Raw genomic sequence first — 20,135 nt, forward strand, 5'->3', positions numbered from 1 at the left:
GTGCTATTGTAAGTTATTTGGCTGCCGGCGCACGAAAATTCAGGCTGCCCGGCTGTTTGCGCGCACTTTCCGGCATATAGCGCAGAATGGATTCAGCCCGCTCCAGTTGCGGCTGCTGTGCCATAAACTGCTGCTTCCAGGCCCGGTGCGGATTACGGATAATCCCTGCCAGCCAGGCCGCCTGTAGCGGATTGAGTTGTGCCGGTTGCCTGTCAAAATAATAAGTGGAGGCTGCGTACGCGCCGCACAGGCCTGGTCCCCAGTCGACCGTATTCAGGTACAGGTCAAGAATTTGTGTTTTATCCAGCGTGCCTTCCAGTTGCACCGCGTACAGCAATTCTTCGATTTTACGTTGCCAGGTACGAGCGCCATTGGTAAACATATACTTGACCACCTGCTGGGTCAGCGTGCTGCCACCCACGGCTTTCTCTGCACTTTCCTTGCCCAGCAATTGCTGCATCTGCGCCAGCACATAACCGGGATGATGGCGGAACTCCGCATCTTCGGCGATGATGACGGCCATGGGCAGCCAGCGTCCCATTTTGTCATGCGGGATCCATTGCATTTTTTCCGGATGTTTCCGCTCATCCAGCAGCGGGCAATCATAACGCAACACCGGTGTCGTCACGGTACTTAAATCCAGGCCGTGCACCGCCAGTTGTGCCAGTTGCGGCTGTGCACTCCAGCTTTGCCGTGGCCAGCGCAAGGTGCCGGTGGCGGAAAGCACGCCAGTCACCTGGGCCTGTGCGATTGTTGTGGAATGGCTGCGCAACGGCTCCAGCAAACTGGCGAGCGGCGTGGTAGGCAATGCCCATTGCAAGCGCAATGAGCGCATAGTCACGGTGCCATCGAAATAGATTTTGAACGGTTTGTGCGCGGCATCCGCCAGTAAATAGCCTTTCAGTTGCTGACCGTCCAGCTTGAGCCAAAGCTCTACCGAAGCCAGTACCACCGGCTGGTCACTGATGGATTTGGCCTGCAAGGCGCAGTTTTTGCAATGCACGCGCAACCCATCTGCGTCATACAGGCGTATTTCACCCTGGTGCAGGCTGAAACCTTTGTGATCCAGCCACCAGCGGCCGGCAGGGGAGGTGGCCAGCATGAGGATAGGGACCACCCTGACCTGTATGCCGCTGCCGACCGGCAGGCTGACGCGCCAGGCAGTCCGGTCAAAAGGCTGCCAGATCCAGCCCAGTACGCTGCAGACTGCCAGCAATATGACGGCCAGCAGTGTAATCAGCAGACGTTTAGCCCATAATCGCAGCATGCAGGTGGCGCCTTAAACCAGCAAACGCTCCACGATTTTTCCCTGCATCAGGTGGCTGTCGATAATGTCATCAATATCGCTTTCATCGATAAAGGTGTACCACACGGCATCGGGGTAAACCACCATGACCGGGCCGGCAGCGCAGCGATCCAGGCAACCGGCCCGGTTCACGCGCACTTTGCCGGCACCTGCCAGGCCCTGTTTCTTGACCTGTTTTTTCATATAGTCAAACGCCGCTTCCGCGCCTTTGTTCATGCAGCAGTCTTCCCCGGGTGCACGCTGGTTCAGGCAGAAAAAGACATGATACTGAAAATAGCTCTGGCTCATAAATGGCTTTCTAACAAAAGGTCATACCGGATGGGACGCGTTATTCGGTGGAAAGTTGGTCTTCCCTGCTGAATGTCCAGGTCCGGGTAATACTTAATACATCGGTGTCCTGCCGGATATCGTCAGGAAAGGCCGGGAACGGTGCCGCCAGCTGCACAATGCGGCGGGCAGATTCATCCAGCAACTTATGCCCTGAACTCTGCTGCACATGGATACTTTCTATGCTGCCATCAGCCCGGATGGATACAGTCAGTTGCAACTGGCCATACAGCTTTTGCGTACGGGCCGTTTGCGGATAATTCAGGTTGCCCACATGCTCAATTTTCTGCCGCCATTGTTCCACATAACTGGCAAAACGGTATTCACGGGTACGCGCGCCGATAAACTGGCGCTTGGGGCGCGTTTCATACGCTTCCTGCTGCTTGGCAATCAAGGCTTCCAGCTTGACCATTTCCTGCATGGCCACCTTGTCCTGCGGCGTTTGCGCTGGCTGTTTGGCTGCTTGAGGCACTGCTTTCCTGGTCACGGCCGGTGTTTGCGCCACCGGTGTTTGCAAGGTGGTGACGGACTGGCTGGCTTTCAACTGCGTCATGAGTGCCTGCGCTTCCTGCTCCAGTTGTGCCACGCGCTGCTGATGGCGTAACAACTCGGCTTCCTGCGGACTGGCCGGCATGACCGGCTGCAAGCTGGCTTCCGCTGCCTGAGGGTTTGCTGCCGGCCTATTCTGCACGCTGGGTAGCGGGCTTTTCATTTGGCGCTTTTCGTCAGTATTGCCACCCCGGTCCAGGTTCGCCTGTGCCAGTGCATCGGCCTTGCTCGGGACCTGCCGGGTTTTGCTATTGACCAGCATCACATTCAGGGACGGGATCTGGTCTTTAAACGCTTTGAGTTCAGGTTGGAAATGCAGCGTCAGGACAACGATATGCACCAGTAGCGAAAACCATAAAGCCCACACCAGCGGCGAACGTTCACGGAAACGCATGGGGCATCCGCCTGTTTATGCCTGCAATGCCTGCAACAGTTTCTGGTGCACGCCACCAAAGCCGCCGTTACTCATGACCAGTACATGGTCACCAGGTTTGGCAAGTTGCGTAACGGCCTGCACCAGTCCGGACAAATCTTCGAACGTTTGCGCTTTGCTCTGCATCGGTGCCAGCGCGTCAGCGGCATTCCAACCTAGTTGATTGGCATAGCAGAACACCGCATCAGCCTCGCGCAGGCTGTCCGGCAAAGCATCTTTCATCACGCCCAGCTTCATGGTGTTGGAACGTGGCTCCAGTACCGCCAGGATACGCGCATTACCCACTTTGGCGCGCAATCCAGCCACCGTAGTCGCGATTGCAGTCGGGTGATGGGCAAAATCATCATACACCGTGATGCCATTCACCACGCCTTTGATTTCCATACGGCGCTTGACGTTCTTGAACTCACTCAAAGCCTCAATCGCAATGCATGGCGCCACACCGACATGGCGCGCAGCGGCAATCACCGCCAGCGCATTATTGCGGTTGTGCTCGCCCAGCAATTCCCAGCTGACATTACCCTGGCGTTCGCCGTTGAAAAACACATCGAAGCGGCCTTGTGCATCCACATTCCGCACCTGCCAGCCACTGGCACTGTCTATGCGCTCAAGACCGCTCCAGCAGCCACGTGCCAGCACGCGATCCAGGCTTTCCTGCTGGTTCGCAACCACCAGGCCTTGTTGCGGCACGGTGCGCACCAGGTGGTGGAACTGTTTTTCAATCGCGGGCAAATCTTCAAAAATATCGGCATGGTCAAACTCCAGGTTGTTCAATACCGCGGTGCGTGGCCGGTAATGCACAAACTTGGAACGCTTGTCGAAGAACGCTGTGTCATATTCATCGGCTTCAATCACAAAAAAAGGCGAAACGGATTTGCTATCCTGTTTAGGTGCTTGCGGCAAACGGGCGGAAACCCCGAAGTTTTCCGGCACGCCTCCAATCAGGAAACCCGGCGCCAGGCCAGCATATTCCAGCACCCAGGCCAGCATGGAAGCCGTGGTGGTCTTGCCATGCGTCCCGGCCACCGCCAGTACCCATTTGCCTTGCAACACATGCTCCGCCAGCCATTGCGGGCCGGAAATATAAGGCAGGCCGCGATTGAGAATTTCTTCCATCAGCGGATTGCCGCGCGTCACCACATTACCGATCACATAGATATCAGGATTCAGGGCCGTCTGGGCCGGGTCAAAGCCTTCAATCAATTCTATGCCTTGCGCTTCCAGCTGTGTACTCATGGGCGGGTAGACATTGGCATCACAGCCAGTGACATGATGCCCGGCAGCTTTGGCCAGCACCGCGATGCCGCCCATGAACGTACCGCAAATACCAAGGATATGAATATGCATAGAATCTACCGAATCAATTTAATGAGGGTATTTTACCAAACAACCTTTGGCAAAACGGCAGCCGCCTGCATTCAATTTTCTGCAAACAGGGGCTGGTACTGGCGGCAGCGTGCGGCAATATCAGCCGCCTGGAAAATATCACTGATCACTGCCAGGGCATCTGCACCAGCAGCAATTAACGGCGGCGCGTTATCTAACGTAATGCCACCGATACCAACTACAGGTACGGCAAGCAATTGCCTGGCCTGTGTGAATAAATCTGCCGTGGCACGTAGGGCATGTGGTTTGGTCGGGGAAGGGTAGCAGGCACCAAATGCCACATAATCCGCACCGGCAGTCTGTGCCTGTTCAGCCAGCTCAAACCGGTTATAGCACGAAGCGCCTATGATTTTGCCAGCACCCAGCACATCCCTGGCGGCGGCAATCGCGTGATCGTCCTGCCCGACATGCACACCATCGGCATCCAGAGCAGCAGCCAATGGCACATGGTCATTAATCAGTAAAGGGATATTTGCGCGGCGGCAAAGGTTTAGCAGCGCAGATGCCTGCTCCAGCCGCAAGGCCTCACTGGCTGTTTTATGCCGGTATTGCACAATGGAAACACCGCCTTGCAATGCCTGTTGTACCTGGGAACACAGCAGATCTGTGTCACCACAATCCGGCGTGACTAGGTAAAGCCCGCTAATGCTGTAATTCACTGGCCTTTTCCTGCCCCTCGGATTCGCGTGCCCAGAAGAAACGGTCGGGAATAAACTGGCCCATGCCGGGACGGAATGCGTGACGCAAGGTTTGCCAGGTGAATTCCTGCGCTTCATGCACGGCTTCTTCCATGCTCAGGCCATGCGCCAGGCAGGCAGTAATCGCACTGGTCAGCGTACAGCCGGAACCGTGGTAGCTGCCAGCCAAACGTTCCCAGTGATAATCCTTGATCAAGCCAGGCGTGCCGCCAATAATCTGCATGCCATACAGGCTGTTGACGACATCATGCGAGCGCTCATGCGTACCTGTAATCATCACGTATTCACTACCCATCTCGATCAGGCGCAACGCACATTCTTCCAGCGAGCTGTGTTTGACTTCGTCGCCTTCGTCATAATAGGCCAGGCGTCGCGCCTCCAGGCTGTTAGGCGTAATCAGCGTCGCCTGCGGGAACAGCAATTCGCACATCGCTGCCTGCATTTCCTCATTGGAAAGCTCATCCCCACGGCCTGAAGCCAGGATAGGGTCGATAATCAATGGTACATCCGGATAATCAGCCACGATCTCGGCAATCACCGCCACATTCTCCACACTGCCAAGCAGGCCAAGCTTGAATGCACTGACGGACACATCTTCCAGGATAGTGCGTGCCTGGTCGTTGATTGAATCTGCATCCAGCGGCATCACACTTTCCACGCCCACGGTATCCTGCACCGTAACCCCGGTAATCACCGACAGCGGATAACAGCCAATGCTGGACAGCGCCATGATATCTGCCTGCACGCCCGCTCCGCTACTGGGGTCTGTGGCAGCAAAAGTAAGAACGGTGGGAGGAGTATTGGCCATGAAAATTCCTTTGGAGCGGCTGACGGGAATCGAACCCGCGTATCAAGCTTGGGAAGCTGGCGTTCTACCATTGAACTACAGCCGCTAAAACCCGCATTTTACTGTATTTTGGGTGAGGCTGGATGACTATGCTGGAAAGTGGTGTGGAAATACCCTATGGCACCTGTCGTACACATGAAATTATCTCCCACTCTTTTTGCTCAATTGCAACCTTAGCTGCTTCGGCAAAGAATCATCTGGTTATTGCGCAGAAGCTCCCCAGATAGACACATGATTCACTTTGCACTCTCGCTATTCAGTAACCGAACTTCGTGCTGCGGAAACGGAATCACTATATCGGACTGGCGGAAGCTTTCAATGATAGCTTTATTGATCTCGCCGCCAGCCAGATTGTAATCCGGTACATTCACCCATGGTTTCACCAGGATATTGATGGATGAAGAGGCGAGCACGCCGACTTTTATAACGGCTTCCGGCTCTTTTAACACGCGCTGGTTACTGTTGAGTATGGCTTGAATGACGTTCAGGGCTTTATCCAGATCGGTGTCGTAAGAAACGCGGACTTCAAGATCAAGCTGGCGGATTTTGCCGTAGTTATGCAGTATCTCGCCGACAATCTTGCGGTTCGGGATGACGACATGCGATCTGTCGGCATGGCTCAGCACACTGGTAAAGAGGCTGATATTTTCGACGACGCCTTCTTCGCTGACTATGGAAATATATTCGCCAACCTTGAACGGTTTGGTAAAGATAATAGTGAGGCCGGCAACCACATTGCCTAGCACCCCTTGCATGGCGAGTGCGATACCTGCACCGGCAACCCCCAGACCGGCAAGTAACGGTAACAGCTGTACGCCCAGATTCTGCAAAGCCATGATGACGAACAGGCCTTGTACCAGTATTCTCAGTATTCTCACCAATAGCTGTTCTACCGGTGGCTCGAGATGAAAGCCTTTGATGTTGGCTCCAAGGATGCGACCTGCCCAGCGGGCGACATAGAAGCCTGCAATGATGATGAGGACAGCTACGATGAGTTTGGGCCCAAACTGGAATGCAATTTCTATGATTGCACTTTTGATCTGATCTGCGCTCTGGATATCCATGCAAGTTCTTTCATAAACAAAAATTCAAGGACTGATTAGCATGCGTAAAGCACATGCACAATTATATACGCAAGTAACAGGCAGATTTCAACCCTGTTCCAGCGCATCCACATCCACTGTCCAGCGAATTCTCGCCTGCAAGGAATGCTGCCAGATCCAGGCCACGGCAGCAGTGACACGGCACCTGGCCTCTGCTGTCTTTGCACCCCTGGCCCTATTTCTCTTGATATTCAGTAGCCGTTGCCTCTAGCTAACACGCCCCCTTGCTGGGTGTATTGGGGACTTTCACCAACTGAGTGGGTGTACCATGCCGGCCGCATCAAAAAAAGCCGGGCATGTGCCCGGCCTTAATTAATTGCTGAAATTATCGGCAATCATCCGTTACATCGTTAATCACGGTTGTTTTACTGAACTGGTTAACCGACTCAGAAGCAGGGCAGTCCGCACTATTGTTACCTGCCGCAGTGGCACTGCTGACCGTGTTACTACCGCCATTCGGGTTATAGCCCAGGGTTTCACCGAAACTGAATGCACTCGCACCCCTGGCATCAGTCAACGCTGCGGTAATGGTACCGATACCCAGCCCAACTGTACCACCCTGGGGCAGAGGGCTCAAAGTGTAACCATAGACAGGTTTACCGTTCTCATCCAGCGCCGAAAGGTTAGGGCCCTGACCGCCAAATACAGCAGTAATGTTTTTACCTGTACCTACCGCTGGCGTGTCATATGAGTAGGTGGCGCCGTTTGCATCCATAGTAAACGTGTCACCATTGATACCACCGCTCGCTGTCCATACCAGTGTTTGCGGATTGGTCACGCTGGTATTGCCATCCACTACTTTGGTAGTGCTGCCACCCAGAGTCAGATCAATTGTGCCAGGGGTATAGGTATAAAGCAGACCACTTCCTGAACCCATGACTGGGGATGAGAATCTATACCCATATTGCCTGAAGTCGTAGTCTAATGTTTCCTCTCCGCTATCAAGTACAGGGTTCTGGGAAAGGATAAACCAGTTGGCAGTAGAATTGCCGACTGCATTAATAGCGCCCAACCCGGTCACGGTCAATTGGTTGGTCACTAACAAGGCACCGATACCGGCACCATCGTAGTTAAGCGCACCATCCAGTGTCAGCTTATCAGCCGCTGCCAGGAGAGTCCCGACATTGGCATTACCTAGCGTCAGGTCATTCTTGTCAGAAATTGCCACCAAACCGGCTTTCACAATTTCAACTCTGTTAAAGTCGTTCTGGCTATTAATATCAATATGCCCATTTGCATCTATGCTGGGGATACCGTTGATAGCAAAGAAGCCACCATTGCCAGTATCCACCACGACTTTGTCATGTCCAGCGCCTGCCACTACAGTTTTTGCAAATGTGATGTCGCCATCAGCCGTCGTTATCATATTGATGACTGGCGCCGCCAATGTCACGTCATCGTTGTAAGTCTGGTCACCGGTGGTTTTCATTTCTCCAGCGTTGATCACAGTGCTACCTGCTGCGTCTGTGGTCAGGCTTGCCAATGCAGCATCAGAGCCGACATTACCGTTGAAGGTTGTTGTACCGTTGGTATTGACTGTCAGGCTGTTGGTTTGCCCATTGACAGAATCAACCTGACCGTTGAAGGTGACCTCACCGCCATTAACCAGGCCGCCAGGTACGGAAGGTGAGCCAGAAGCATCAATGGTTGTATCAGCAGCCAGCAGCGTGTTACCAGTAATGGTCACATTACCGCCGTTGCCCTGGAAGCCCAAGGCACCATTAGCGCCACCTGTCGTGGTGATGTTATGAATAGTCACGGTGTTATTAGCTGCTGTTGTCAGCGCTACATTGCCGCCATTGCCACCAGGACCTATACCGAATATAGCATTAGCACCTTTGCTTTCAATCGCACCCACTGCAATGTTGCCAGTCGTACTGGTCACCGTGACATCGCCACCATTAAAGCCATTAGCTGTCACTGTACCCAGTGTGATATCACCTGATGCATCAGCAGTCACGTTACCGCCAATAACACCGCTGCTGTTGATATTGCCAGTGTTAATGGTTGCACCATTGAGCTGGATATCGCCACCGCCACTTTGCAGCGTTGCCGTTTGCAATGCATTGCCTGCATTCAGCGTGAGGTTACCACCGCCAAAAACAAGGTTGCGATTGCTGGTAATCGCAGCATTTGCTGTGATGTTATTTGTGGCATTCACTGTCAGATTACGCGCATCTGCCACATCAACAGTGCTGTCAAATTTAACGTCATGGCCTGAAGTCAGTGTTGCACTTCTGGAAACGGTCACAGCATCGTTGTAAGTCTGGTCACCAGAAGTTTTCACAGCCGTGGTGTTAATCACGGTGGTGCCAGCGGCATCTGTCGTCAGGCTAGCCAGTTCATGTGTACCGCCCACAACACCATTAAAGGTGGTGGTGCCATTGGCATCAACAGTCAGTGCTTTATCTCCACTTGCTGCCGAGTTCACGGTTTTGTTAAAGGTCACATTGCCTGTGTTACCAATACCAGCAGTCAATGTGGTGTTCTCGCCAACCACCACATCATCGTTGTAAGTCTGGTTTTTGGCAGTTTTCACAACATCGGTATTGATCACGGTACGGCCTGCTGCATCAGTGGTCAGGCTGCCCAACTGGCCGTTGGCCGCATTACCGACCTGACCGTTGAATGTCGTAGCACCATCTGCATTTACAGTCAGCGTATTATTTTCATTCGCTGTCGAATCAACGGTTTTGTCAAATGTGACATTACCGGTAGTGTTACCTACACCAGCTGTCAGTGCAGTGTTTGTCGCAACTTCTACTGCATCACCGTAGTGCTGGTCACCGTTTGTTCTGACTGAAGCGGTATTGATCACAGTGCGACCTGCAGCATCTGTGGTCAGGCTTGCCAATGTACCGCCATTAGCAGTTCCAACGTCACCGTTGAAAGCAGTGGTGCCATTGGTATCCACGGTCAGGCTCTTGGCACCATTTTTGGAGTTAACCCGTCCGTTGAAAGTCACATCACCGCCGTTAGCAAGACTGCCAGGGATGGAACCAGAAGCATCAACCACAACGTTATCTGCTAATAGGGTGTTGCCGTTGATGGTCACATCACCACCTTGACCCTGGGAGCCTAAGAAGCCGTTGTTACCACCGGTTGTGGTGATATTGTGGATAGTCACAGTCTTGTTAGAGGCAATCGCTGATAGTGTTACGTTACCGCCATTGCCACCATTACCTAAACCTAATATAGCATTAGCACCTTTGCTTTCAATCTCACCAACTGTGATGTTGCCAGCAGTGCTGGTTACAGCCACGTCACCGCCGTTGTTACCGTTAGCAGTCACTGTGCCCAGTGCAATATCGCCTGATGCATTAGCAGTTACGTTACCGCCATTTTCCAAGGTGCCACTGCTGTTGATGTTATCAGTGTTGATGGTTTTACCACTGAGTTTGATATCGCCACCGCCGCTTTGCAGATTTTTTGTCTGCACCGCATTGCCTGCATTAAGCGTGAGGTTACCTCCCAAGACCAGACGGTTGCTGGTGATGTCATCTTTTGAAGTGATATTGTTACCAGCATTCACTGTCAGGCTGTTAGCATCTGTCACATTGACTGTTTTGTCGAATGTCACGTCATGGCCTGAAGTCAGCGTTGCGCTTCTTGAAACAGTCACGGCATCGTGATAAGTCTGGTCGCCCGTCGTATTCACAACAGTGGTGTTAATCACGGTATTACCATCAGCATCCGTGACCAGGCTTGCCAGCTTACCTGAGTTACCCACCTGACCATTGAAAGTGGTCGTACCATTGGCATCAACAGCCAGTGAGTGATTTCCGTTTACTGAGTTAACGGTTTTATCAAACTTCACATTGGTTGCGGTCAATGTAGTGTCGGTGCCAATCTCAACATCGTCGTTATAGGTCTGGCTACCCGTTGTTTGAACGCTGGAAGCACCAATCACTGTTTTGCCAGCCGCGTCTGTTGTCAGGCTTGACAGTTTTGCGGTGTTACCAACGTTGCCTTTGAAAGCCGTTGTCCCATTGGTGTTCACTGCCAGACTCTTGGCACCATTCACTGTGCCGTCGAAAGTCACATCACCACCGTTAGAGCCAGAAGCACTGATCACAGTGTTATCCGCCAGCAGCGTGTCACCAGTGATCGTCACATCACCACCTTGGCCCTGTGCGCCCAAGAGGCCGCCGTTACCACCGGTTGTAGTGATGTTATGGATAGTGACCTGATTAGCTGTCAATTTCACTTCACCGCCATTGCCGCCAGTAGTAAATAAGCCGGTAGCATTCGCCCCCTTGCTTTCAATCGCGCCAACTGTGATGTCAGCTGCATTGCTGGTCACGGTCACAGCACCACCATTTTTTGCAGAGTTTGCACCAGCGTTGGCAGTCACATTACCCAATGCAATATTGCCCTCTGCATTGGCAGTTACATTACCTCCAGCTTCTGCCGAGTTACCGCTACTGTTGATATCTTTAGCTGCAATGGATTGACCACTCAGGTCGATATTGCCACCGCCACTTTGCAGGCTTTGCAAGTCCAGTGAGCCAGCACCACTACTATCATGATCTGCATGCAGTGTGATATCGCCACCTGTATTTGAGGCACGGTTGCTGGTGATATTAGCTTGTGCAGTAATGTTATTGTCAGCATTCACTGCCAGGTTTTTACTATCATCTACACTCACCGCTTTTGCAAATGTCACATCATTGCCCGATGTTAACGTTGCATTCTGTTTAACAGTCACGGCATCGTTGTAGGTCTGGTTACCAGTGGTTTTCACAGCCGTGGTGTTAATCACGGTGTTACCCGCTGCATCTGTGGTCAGGCTTGCCAGCTCACGCTGACCACCAACATTGCCACCAAAAGTGGTGCTGCCGGTTGCGTTAACAATCAGTGATTTATTCAGACTTGCATCCTGTGCTTGAGCTGTGGTCGATGAACCCGCACCAGCAGCCAGCGTCACGTTTTGCGCCAACTGAACCTTGTCACCATATAGCTGATCGCCATTAGTGATAATCCGTCCGGTATTAATGACTGTATTACCGGTTTTATCTGTGGTCAGGTTACCAAGTGCCTGATTTCCACCGACTTCACCGTTGAATGTCGTAGTCCCTGATGCGTTAACGGTCAAATCACTATGCGTGCTGGAATCAACCGTGCTATTAAATGTTACATCCCCGGCAGCCGGTGGATTCGCAGCAATAAATGAATCCACGGTATCCAGGAAAGTGACATCACTACCTGACGTTCCAGTTGCAGAAGCCGCTTGAGTGCCACTGCCTGAAGTTAGCGTGACATTCGCGCCGACAATCACCATATCATTGTAAGTTTGCGCAACTGTCGTTGTCACATTGGCATTCAACGCAGTGCTACCTGGCGCATCTGTCGTGAGACTTGAAAGTTTTTGAGTGCCACCTACAGCACCGCCAAATGTAGTCACTCCATTGGTATTCACAGCCAGGCTGTTATTTTCTGTACCTTCAGAATCAACTTTACCATTGAACTTAACATTACCGCCCGCTGCGGAACCCGCACCAGAAGCATTAATCGTTGTATTGTCAGCCAGTACGGTATTACCGTTCAAGGTAACGTTACCGCCAGAACCATCGATTACACCAGAAGTATCAATATTGCCGATAGTGATCGTCTCACTGGCTTTTGAGGTAATCGTGACGGCGCCACCATTGCCACCATGTTCGCCACTGGCTGCAGTCGTTTGTTGTGTTGGCGTCGAGCTGCCAGCCAGGCCAGACGGACCGGTTGCGCCTTGTAATCCATTAGAGGCAAGGGTTGGATTAGGCTGAGCACTAACCGTACCTGAGCCTCCATTACTTCCGCTATTTCCATTATCATCACCGCCTAAGCCGCGAGCACCACCTGCACCGCCAGCACCACGATTTGCATTAGTGCTTGCAGCGCCACCTTTGCCGCCGTTACCGCCGTTACCGCCATCGTCATGGCCTGCACCACCGGCGCCACCATTACCGCCGTTACCAGCAGCACTGTTAACTAAACCAGCACCGCCAGCACCACCGTTACCGCCATTACCACCGTTGTCATCTACACCTCGACCACCGGCGCCACCATTACCGCCGTTACCGCCGACAACACCAGCACCGCCTTGGCCGCCGTTACCGCCGTCACCACCATCGTCATCACCTTGGCCACCGATGCCACCGTTACCGCCAGCGCCACCCGCACTACCTGCTACACCGTTGCCGCCAGCACCACCGTTGCCGCCATTGCCACCGTTGCTGTCATTGCCACCGTTGCCATCTTTTCCTCTGCCGCCAGCACCGCCAACACCACCAGCACCGCCACCATATCCTAAGCCGCCGATACCGCCAGCGCCACCGTTACCACCATCATCTTCACCAGTGCCACCGGCCCCGCCAGCACCACCAGCACCGCCAGCGCCTTGTTTACCACCGGCACCACCGACGCCACCCAGGCCTGCTAAACCGGCTGCGCCAGATTGTCCAGAAACGCCACCGGCACCCACTTGACCACCCGTGGTATTAATAGTGCCAACCTTGACGCTACCGTTGCTCGCCATAATGAGGACTGTACCGCCATTGCCGCCGTTACCGCCTACACCACCGGCGCCGCCCATTCCGGCATTACCGCCCTGGCCGCCTGTACCGCCAGCACCACCGTCACCGCCGACGCCGCCTACACCACCATTACCACCCTTGCCGCCGTTGCCGCCATCAGAATCATTATCCGACGATCCATTGCCACCGTTACCGCCATTACCACCCTGACCACCAGTGCCGCCCTGGCCACCTACACCGCCAACACCACCTTGACCACCCTGGCCACCGTTGCCCCCAACACCACCTATACCACCTGTACCGCCCTGCCCACCTTTAGCTTCAATATTGCCTAATGCAATACTGCCATTAGTGCTGGATACAGAGATTTGGCCACCATTACCGCCCGTGCCGCCCGCGACACCTTGACCGCCCTGGCCACCGTTACCACCCGTGCCGCCCTGGCCACCTACACCGCCAGCACCACCAGCTAGCCCGTTACCTCCATCCGTACCATTACGACCATCGCGGGTGCTGCCATTGCTGCCGGTGCCGTTTGCGCCATTGCCGCCATTACTACCGTTCTGACCTGCTGCACCTGCCACGCCTGCTGAACCGACTGAACCTGTTGTGCCTGTTGAACCTGTCGTTCCAGCTGCGCCAGTGGCACCGGTCGCACCGGTAGCACCATTAGCAAGCAGGTCTGTATTTGCTAAAGCCACATTTTGTTTTGCACTGATAGTAATTGCACCGGCAGACTCACCACCCTCGTTACCACTGCTGTTGATCTGGTAATGACCGGCACCATTTTGAATCGTGTTACCGCTTAAAGTGATATCACCACCGCCACTGGTCAGGTTAGCGGCAAGAGCCAATGTCCCTGCACCGCTATTGTCACTGTCTGCCTGAATGGTGATATTGCCGCCGCTGGAAGTACGATTGGTTGTGATATTGTTATTAACCGTAATGTCATTGCGAGCTTGCAAGGTAATGCTCTTATCACTATCCATAGTGATAGCGGCGCTCACAGTAATATTGTTTGTCGCCTGCAATGTCGTATTGCTGGATTTAATCAAATTAGTATTGACGCTGCCACTACCAGCGTCGTTGTAGTTAATATTGCCACCTGAACCAGTAGTGCCAATAGTAATGTTAGCTGGGTCTAACAATACATCACCACCCACACCGTTGGCTGCGCTGGTATCAACCCGGCCATTGAAATACAGGTCTTCCTTACCGGAAACCTCTACAAAACCGCCGTTACCACCTTGCTGGCCGCCTTGCGCTGAAATATCACCATAGAATTGTGTAGTGTCGTTTGACCAGACAATCACTTTACCTGCATCGCCATTGTCAGTTGCATCGGCCTTGATAGAAGCACCATCCGCCACAAAAGTAGTACGTGCGTTGTAAACATTGGCATTGTTACCCTGGTAATCACCACCCACCAGGACTTCGCCACCACCGGTAGACCCGGAAGCATCAAGGCTGGCTGTACCCAGCAAGGAAACTTGCTCGCCTGTCACCTGGATACTGCCACCTTTGGTATCCACACCTTTGGCAACCAGTTGGCCTGAAACAGTCACAGTTGAACCAGCGCCACCTTCCAGACGGATCACGCCATCGCGCTCTACCAGGCTGTTGGCTTCGATCACGCCACTCATGTTGATAGCAGCACTACGAGCATTGGTGGCCAGTTGCACAAAGCCGCCATTGGCAGAAATCGTGCCTGCCTGGTTGATGGCGGCATTCACGGCATCGCCACTTAAGCGGGCTTTCACCAGGCCGTTGCCGTAAAAATCTAATGTAGCGCTCTGGCTGGCACCGAGCACCACGCTGCCGTTGTTGGCAGTGATGGTGCCGGTGTTTTCAATCTGGTTGGCCAGCAGGACAACATAGCCTTCGTTACCGGCCTTGATTACACCCTGGTTGATAATGGAACCATTGCTATTGGCAGGAGAGGTAAAGTTGAATTTGTTGTTCAGGTAATCGCTGGTGCTGATATTGTGGGTGCTGACCACTAAACTACCGACATCTACGTGTGAACCCTGGCCGAACAGTACGCCGTTAGGGTTGACCAGGAACAGTTTGCCGGTGGCGTTCAACTGGCCGAAAATCTGGGAGGAGTCGTTACCAACCACGCGGTACAACGCACTACCACCGCCTGGTTGCAGCACGTTGACGGTTTCACCTTTGTCGATGCTGAATTTCAACCAGTTGATGACCGACTGCAGGCTTTGCTGGTTAACCGTCATGGTGGCGCCGTTCACGGTGATGGTGTTGTTACCGTATATAATTTGCGCACCTGTCGGATTCGCCTGTACCTGCCCGGCCAGTAGTAATTGCAGGGACGCCAGGATTGCCAGCTTGACTTTGGTGGTCGTTTTAAACGAGAGATTGAGTAAGGAATTATCTACTTCCTGCTGCGCGTGATCCACGGCTTCGGACCGGGCTGCGGATGAGGATTTGCCATGGGCTGCGGTGAATTCCGCGACGGCCACCCAGGCCTCATTGACTTTACTCCATACCAGACGATAGACGTGATTTAACGATGCGCTTTTCATATTCTTCTCCCAGAAAGTAATAGCATCCCCCAACATTGGACGGATGCTATTCAACTAACTTCTCAATTTGTCCGCGCTTAATATGCCATGCGGACTTTTTTTTGTAATTAGCCTGAACGGGTCAGGCTGTTTTTATTGGTTTTATTTTTTGTTGTTTTTTAGTGTTTAGAAATCTTTTTTCAGCTGCCCCCACAATGTATAGGCAGTGTCTGTAGGCGCACCTTCCACGGCACGGTCCTGGATGGAATAAGTCGTGCTTAACACCCATTGTTTGACCATGGTGAAATCCACACCGACACCATAATGCCTGGAGAGCACATGATTATCCGAACTCAGCGGATCATGGTTGATTTTGCCATTACCGAAATCATAGAAAGCATAAGGTGTCACTGCCTGCAATACCTTCAAGCTTGGGTTGCTGACAATAAAGTCTTTTTTCACTTCGGTGCCAACCATCCAGCCTTCGTTCGCCAGACTGGGCAGGTAAGCAAACTGGCGCCACCTGTTGACGGCACCAATGCCCATTTTCTCTGCAATATCCAGGTTCTGGTTGGCGGCCTGGTAATCTGCGCGCAGTGCCCAGTTGATACCATTTTCAAAAATCTGGTTACGGTTGGCAATCAGGTTTACGCGCATGAAGTCGCCTTGTGTACCCAGTCCGCCAAGTGAAGTCCTGTCCACCAGCTCAGCGAGGCTGTCTTTAAAACTGACATGGCCACCAGTGGCTGACAGGCCGAGCTGGTACATGACATCGCCGCCAGCCGTAATCCACTCGCCGGACACACCCAGTTCCACTTCGGCAATATCCCTGCGGTTATTAACAGAGAACAGGCCGATCTCGTCTTTCAATTCCTTGTAGATGCCGCCCAAACGCAGGTTCACACCTTTCCGGCTGTCGCGGTACATGGAACGATCCAGATAGGCTGTGAAGTACTGTGAGTTACCCTTGGCATCAATATCCTTGAACTGGCCGTTCAGGGAGTATTCCACCAGGCTGTAACCCAATGACAGCACATTGGCAGGGCTGAAAACCGGAGTGGCATAGCCAATATTGAAGGCTTTGAGGTCTTCATTCCTGGAAATGCGGCCACCGAAGGTCAGCTGGTCACCACGCCCGGCCAGGTTATTCACTGCTACACCGGCAAACGCGGTTTCACGGCCTGTGTACGGGTTACCATAAGTGTTGATACCGGCATAACCGATCACTTTGTTTTCAGGTTCGACAGAAATAGTGGCATCACTGGTGCCCGGCTCTGCACCCGGCGACAAAATAGACGTTGCGCGCACACCTGGCAGAGCATTGATCAGGATCACATTTCTGACCAGGCTTTGTTCAGTAATCACATCACCGCTAGCAATGCCGTTATGGCTTAAATCACTCATGAAGGACTGGTTGATGCCTTCACCAGCTTCGACTTTCAGCTCCCCCAACTTCCCCTCAATCACCTGGATATTGATGACAGTGCTTTGGTCGGACTGCTTGACCAGGTCTTGCGCTGGCAACACTACCTGCGCCAGGAAGTAGCCATTGTTACGATAGAACTGCTTGACCTTTGTGACCGCTTCGTTCAGTTCGGCAAAACTCACTTCACGCCCGATATACCCGGTGAGCAATCCACTCAGTGTTTCGGTAGAAAACTGCTCATTGCCACTGAACTCAAATGCCTTGACGACGACTTTCACGTTGCTGTCAGCGTTAGTTTCCGACTCCGGCAGGGTCTCCTGTGGCAAGGCAGGGGTCACTTCCAGCGGCGGCAGCTGTGGTCGCGGAATATTGACGCTACCAGCGTCTGTTGGCACCACCGGCGCCGCATGCACGTGCGTCACATATGAGAAAAGAATCAAAGCCTGGGAAACAGCGAGCCTGAGAGGATATTTATTTATCTTTGTAGTTTTCATAATTGATTGATTTCAATGGTTTTATATATTGATTCTTGTAATGCTGCAATCATAGCGCAGCGCATGCAATTGTCTAGTTAAACCCGCTTGAACCGCACGTAAAAATATATATGTGGATTTAAAGCAACAAACCCATCCGCCCAAGGGAGTTTTAAATGGGGTTGTGGCGGGTTCACGCCAAGCAAAACCGGTATTTTACGGCTAACCCTGCTCCAGCGCATCAACATCCACAGTCCAGCGGATTTTTGCCTGCAAGGGATGTTGCCAGGCCCAGTCAACGGCGGCATGCAGCAATTGTTGCAGGGCACCGCGCTGATGGCTTTGCAGCATGACATAGCCGCGCTCCATGCGATTGAGCCTGGCGAGACCCGGCCGCACCGGGTCGTAAATAACGGGCTGGTCAGTAAAGGTCGCCACATGCTGCCGGATAAATTCGCGTCCGGCCTCTGCCAGTTCAGTTAAAAATTGCTTCACCAGCGCATAGTCCGGCGCCTCAGCTTTAATGATGGCGATATAGGTAGCGGGCGGGAACTGCAAGGCGATGCGTTCCTGCAACAGGCTGTCGGCAAATTCGGCATAATTCTGCGCCTGCAGGGCCGCAAACAGGGCATGCTGGGGAAACGCGGTCTGTATCAGTACTTCCCCCGGTTTATCGCCACGGCCAGCGCGGCCCGCCACCTGCATGAGCTGGGCGAACAGGCGTTCGCTGGCGCGATAATCCGGGCTGTACAGGGCGCTGTCGGTATCCAGCACGCCGACCAGGGTCAGGTTGGGGAAATCATGGCCTTTGGCCAGCATCTGCGTGCCAACCAGGATATCCACCTTGCCGTCATGTACGGCTGACAATAATTCGGTCAGCGCATCCTTGGCCTGGATGGTATCGCGGTCCACCCGCGCTACCCGCGCCTGCGGGAATAGTTGTTGCAGGGTTTCTTCAATGCGCTGCGTGGCCTGGCCAACCGGACGCAGGTCGGGATTGCCACAACTCGGGCATTGCACGGGGATTCTCTGCTCCGCTCCGCAATGATGGCAGCGCAATACGCGTTGCCGCAGATGCAGCACCATCCTGGCAGAACAGCGCTGGCAATCTGCCAACCACTGGCAGGCGGAGCAGTGCAGCACTGGCGCATAACCGCGCCGGTTAATAAACAGCAGGCTTTGCTCGCCACGTTGCAGGCGCTGGGTAATCGCCTGCTTTAATTGCGGCGTCAAGCCTGCTTCTGCTGGCGAATGCGTGGTATCTATGCAGAAAATGCGCGGCAATCTGGCCTGGGCGGCAGCACGCTGTGTCAGTGTCAGCAGGCGATAGCCCGGCTTTCTGCCGGCTTGCCCAGCCGCCGGCTGCCCGCTGGCGTTATACCAGCTTTCCAGCGAAGGCGTGGCACTGCCCAGCACCACCGGGATCCCGCATTGCTTGGCGCGCACCAGCGCCACATCGCGCGCATGGTAACGCATGCCATCCTGCTGCTTGTAGGAACTGTCGTGCTCTTCGTCCAGAATCATCAGTTTCAGGTGCGGCATGGGCGTGAACACACTCAGGCGCGTGCCGATCACAATACGTGCTGCGCCAGTCTGTGCCGCCTGCCAGTTTTGCAAGCGCTCACTCTCGCTTAAATGACTATGCAGCGTCACCAGCGGAAACTGGCTGAGGCGGCTGCGAAAACGGCCTTCCAGTTGCGGGGTCAGGTTGATTTCCGGCACCATGATCAGTACCTGCGCTTGTGGTTCGGACAGCACCGTTTGCAGCAAGCGGATATAGACTTCGGTTTTACCGGAGCCGGTGACGCCAAACAGCAGCCAGGGCTGGAACTGGCGTAACGTACCGAGAATGGCCGCGACGGCGCTTGCCTGCTCTTCATTCAGCACCGGCTCATGTTCCGAAGCTGCCAGGGAAGGGCGCGTGGCCACCACTTCGCGCCGCGTGACTAAGCCGCTGTCCAGCAAAGGTTGCATGGCTTTGCGCCAGGTGGCAGATGCTTCGCCCAGCAGGGCTTCGCTACATTCTTCATGCTGTTGCAACAGCGTTATGAGCCGCGCCAGCACTTGCTGACGCTTACCGACAAAATCATCCGGTACAGGCTGCGCCAAGCGGTAAAGCCAGGTTTTGCGTGAAACCGCTGGCTTGATTTGCCGCAAGCGCAACGGCAGACTGGACAGCACGGTCTGGCCAAACGGGTAATGGTAATAGTCAGCACAGAAGCGTAGCAGTTTGAACGTGGCAGCATCCAACGGCACATCGTCAAACACTTGCAACACGGCTTTCAGCTTTTGTATCGGTATATCCGTCTCGCTGAGCAGTGCCATCACAATGCCCACCAGCTGCCGTCCGGCAAACGGTACCACCACCCGGTTACCCTCACGGATTGGCAGCCCCGGATTCAGGTAATCAAACTGGCGATCCAGCGGCACATCGAGGACCACGCGCACAATAGCAGCAGCGGAATCGACTGTAGGAGCGGGCGCTTCGGGATACATGGGTGAAAATGGCTAATTAGGTTAAAATGGCGGTTTGACTATTCAGCAGCA

10 protein-coding genes and 1 tRNA gene are annotated in these 20,135 nt (G+C 53.6%); all 11 read right to left on the reverse strand.

The genetic code is table 11. From position 1 onward, the window contains the following. Window positions 1–13 precede the first annotated feature (13 nt). The gene (locus tag BLP53_RS10770) at window positions 14–1,267 is read right to left on the reverse strand and encodes a transglycosylase domain-containing protein (protein ID WP_091472167.1); all 1,254 of its coding nucleotides are present in this window, start codon (window positions 1,265–1,267) and stop codon (window positions 14–16) included. 12 nt (window positions 1,268–1,279) lie between these two features. Further along, window positions 1,280–1,594 carry a (2Fe-2S) ferredoxin domain-containing protein gene (locus tag BLP53_RS10775; protein WP_091472168.1) on the reverse strand — a complete coding sequence of 105 codons (315 nt, stop codon included), beginning with the start codon at window positions 1,592–1,594 and terminating at the stop codon, window positions 1,280–1,282. 40 nt (window positions 1,595–1,634) lie between these two features. Next, complete coding sequence (locus BLP53_RS10780) at window positions 1,635–2,576, reverse strand: energy transducer TonB (RefSeq protein WP_091472169.1); 942 nt, start codon at window positions 2,574–2,576, stop codon at window positions 1,635–1,637. 15 nt (window positions 2,577–2,591) lie between these two features. Next, the gene (mpl, locus tag BLP53_RS10785) at window positions 2,592–3,962 is read right to left on the reverse strand and encodes a UDP-N-acetylmuramate:L-alanyl-gamma-D-glutamyl-meso-diaminopimelate ligase (RefSeq protein ID WP_091472170.1); all 1,371 of its coding nucleotides are present in this window, start codon (window positions 3,960–3,962) and stop codon (window positions 2,592–2,594) included. A 71-nt stretch (window positions 3,963–4,033) separates the two neighbouring features. After that, the gene (gene thiE / locus BLP53_RS10790) at window positions 4,034–4,660 is read right to left on the reverse strand and encodes a thiamine phosphate synthase (RefSeq protein WP_091472171.1); all 627 of its coding nucleotides are present in this window, start codon (window positions 4,658–4,660) and stop codon (window positions 4,034–4,036) included. After that, window positions 4,644–5,507, reverse strand: a complete 864-nt coding sequence (thiD, locus tag BLP53_RS10795) for a bifunctional hydroxymethylpyrimidine kinase/phosphomethylpyrimidine kinase (RefSeq protein ID WP_091472172.1) — start codon at window positions 5,505–5,507, stop codon at window positions 4,644–4,646. The genes thiE and thiD overlap by 17 nt, the downstream gene beginning before the upstream one ends. Window positions 5,508–5,518: 11 nt before the next feature. Beyond that, window positions 5,519–5,592: transfer RNA gene (locus BLP53_RS10800), tRNA-Gly, on the reverse strand. 190 nt (window positions 5,593–5,782) lie between these two features. After that, window positions 5,783–6,610 carry a mechanosensitive ion channel family protein gene (locus BLP53_RS10805; protein WP_091472173.1) on the reverse strand — a complete coding sequence of 276 codons (828 nt, stop codon included), beginning with the start codon at window positions 6,608–6,610 and terminating at the stop codon, window positions 5,783–5,785. Between the two features lie 364 nt (window positions 6,611–6,974). Beyond that, complete coding sequence (locus BLP53_RS13685; RefSeq protein ID WP_176755273.1) at window positions 6,975–15,710, reverse strand: ESPR-type extended signal peptide-containing protein; 8,736 nt, start codon at window positions 15,708–15,710, stop codon at window positions 6,975–6,977. A 165-nt stretch (window positions 15,711–15,875) separates the two neighbouring features. Then, on the reverse strand, window positions 15,876–17,528 hold the full coding sequence (locus BLP53_RS10815; protein ID WP_218119039.1) for a ShlB/FhaC/HecB family hemolysin secretion/activation protein: 1,653 nt from the start codon (window positions 17,526–17,528) through the stop codon (window positions 15,876–15,878). 282 nt (window positions 17,529–17,810) lie between these two features. Then, window positions 17,811–20,084: a primosomal protein N' gene (locus BLP53_RS10820; RefSeq protein WP_091472176.1), complete on the reverse strand. Its 2,274-nt coding sequence runs from the start codon at window positions 20,082–20,084 to the stop codon at window positions 17,811–17,813. Window positions 20,085–20,135 lie beyond the last annotated feature (51 nt).

The organism is Methylophilus rhizosphaerae (assembly GCF_900100975.1).
Classification (GTDB): domain Bacteria; phylum Pseudomonadota; class Gammaproteobacteria; order Burkholderiales; family Methylophilaceae; genus Methylophilus; species Methylophilus rhizosphaerae.

Excerpts from the sequence above, each read along its gene's own strand:
- BLP53_RS10770 (WP_091472167.1), bottom strand. The coding sequence starts at position 1,267 with ATGCTGCGATTATGGGCTAAACGTCTGCTGATTACACTGCTGGCCGTC.
- BLP53_RS10775 (WP_091472168.1), bottom strand. The coding sequence starts at position 1,594 with ATGAGCCAGAGCTATTTTCAGTATCATGTCTTTTTCTGCCTGAACCAG.
- BLP53_RS10780 (WP_091472169.1), bottom strand. The coding sequence starts at position 2,576 with ATGCGTTTCCGTGAACGTTCGCCGCTGGTGTGGGCTTTATGGTTTTCG.
- mpl (WP_091472170.1), bottom strand. The coding sequence starts at position 3,962 with ATGCATATTCATATCCTTGGTATTTGCGGTACGTTCATGGGCGGCATC.
- thiD (WP_091472172.1), bottom strand. The coding sequence starts at position 5,507 with ATGGCCAATACTCCTCCCACCGTTCTTACTTTTGCTGCCACAGACCCC.
- BLP53_RS10805 (WP_091472173.1), bottom strand. The coding sequence starts at position 6,610 with ATGGATATCCAGAGCGCAGATCAGATCAAAAGTGCAATCATAGAAATT.
- BLP53_RS13685 (WP_176755273.1), bottom strand. The coding sequence starts at position 15,710 with ATGAAAAGCGCATCGTTAAATCACGTCTATCGTCTGGTATGGAGTAAA.
- BLP53_RS10820 (WP_091472176.1), bottom strand. The coding sequence starts at position 20,084 with ATGTATCCCGAAGCGCCCGCTCCTACAGTCGATTCCGCTGCTGCTATT.